This is a genomic window from Streptomyces lacrimifluminis, assembly GCF_014646095.1.
In the GTDB taxonomy this organism is placed as follows: Bacteria; Actinomycetota; Actinomycetes; order Streptomycetales; family Streptomycetaceae; genus Streptomyces; species Streptomyces lacrimifluminis.
Genome location: NZ_BMMU01000107.1, coordinates 1 through 1,132, shown reverse-complemented (window position 1 = coordinate 1,132; position 1,132 = coordinate 1). Strand labels below are relative to the sequence as shown.

The 1,132-nt window shown below is 61.3% G+C and carries 2 protein-coding genes; both read left to right on the top strand.

Annotated elements, in window-relative coordinates; translation table 11 throughout:
- Positions 1-90: 90 nt before the first annotated feature.
- The gene (locus IEY89_RS40130; RefSeq protein WP_189152452.1) at positions 91-447 is read left to right on the top strand and encodes a hypothetical protein; all 357 of its coding nucleotides are present in this window, start codon (positions 91-93) and stop codon (positions 445-447) included.
- A gap of 157 nt (positions 448-604) precedes the next feature.
- The gene (locus IEY89_RS40125) at positions 605-742 is read left to right on the top strand and encodes a DUF6192 family protein (protein WP_189152453.1); all 138 of its coding nucleotides are present in this window, start codon (positions 605-607) and stop codon (positions 740-742) included.
- The last annotated feature ends 390 nt before the right edge of the window (positions 743-1,132 follow it).

Below are 1,132 nucleotides of genomic sequence, written 5' to 3'. Positions count from 1 at the left end.
GCATGACGTCAATCGCCAAAGCCGTCCTCACCCTGGAGCGGCAACGCTGAAGAAGCTCACTGGAACCTTATCGAGGAGGCGGAAGACTTCATGCGCTCGATTGAGAATTACGACCCTGGCATCGAGGTTTCGCAGGCCCTGGAGCTGCTGGATTCGGTGCGCGACGAATATGCTGAGGCAGCATTCGAGGACTGGGCGCAAACTTATCATGATCCCAATACCCCAGGCTCGGAGATGAAAGAGGTCATCGAGTACTATAAAGTCAACGGGTCGACTGCACCATTCGATATGGATGAATACGACACGGTATTGCAACGCTTGGATGAGTTCGATGCGGCGCATCAGCCGGCCTTTTCGGCTCCGCGAAATGCGGGCACCGGGCCAACCTGGAACGCAGCAAAAGAAGTTGAAAGCATGATGCAAACTCTTCGCATGCCGTCTGAATGATGAGGCATCAATTATCACTACCCGAGGTGTCAACGAGGAGGTCCCGTGCCGCAAGCGAGTCCGCGAGATACGTACTCGCAGGTCTCTGGAGCACTGCGGGGCATGCTCGGCACGCACCTACGGAAGTCCATGGGAGCGGACGAGTAGCGCAGCGACAATGCCCGCCCCGCCGGTCCCGACTGCGCCGAGTACGGCTGCGAACGACTCCTCGACCTGCGAGTGGATTGTGACGGCCGTCGACAGCAGTCATCTGGACATGGACGAGGAGCTGACCAAGCTGCTGCGGGGCGAATAGCCGCGCCGATCGCGGCGCAAGGGCGATACCGCCCGCGAGTACGCCGAAGCCCTCTGGCGTCAATTCCAGTGTTCCCCCGGTGCAGTCGAGCCGCCACTTCTGCAGTGGCGGCTCGACTGCACCGGGCGGCCAATGGCCGCGTCGAGAGCGTCGACTCCGCAACCCCGGTGGCACGGGCAACAACACGGACCCCGCCATGCCCCAACACGCAAGCCGCAGTCCCAACCAACGGCAGCAGCTTGCCGAGCTGTGCCGCTAACGCTGCCTCAGTCCTCTCCGCCACACCCGGATCCTGCGACCCCAACCACCCCATCAAATCGAGGAGTTATTGAGCCGTTTCAGAGTGGCCACTGATCGGGTGACGCCGATGGTGTGCGCAACGCACGAGGC

Excerpts from the sequence above, each read along its gene's own strand:
- IEY89_RS40130 (WP_189152452.1), top strand. The coding sequence starts at position 91 with ATGCGCTCGATTGAGAATTACGACCCTGGCATCGAGGTTTCGCAGGCC.
- IEY89_RS40125 (WP_189152453.1), top strand. The coding sequence starts at position 605 with ATGCCCGCCCCGCCGGTCCCGACTGCGCCGAGTACGGCTGCGAACGAC.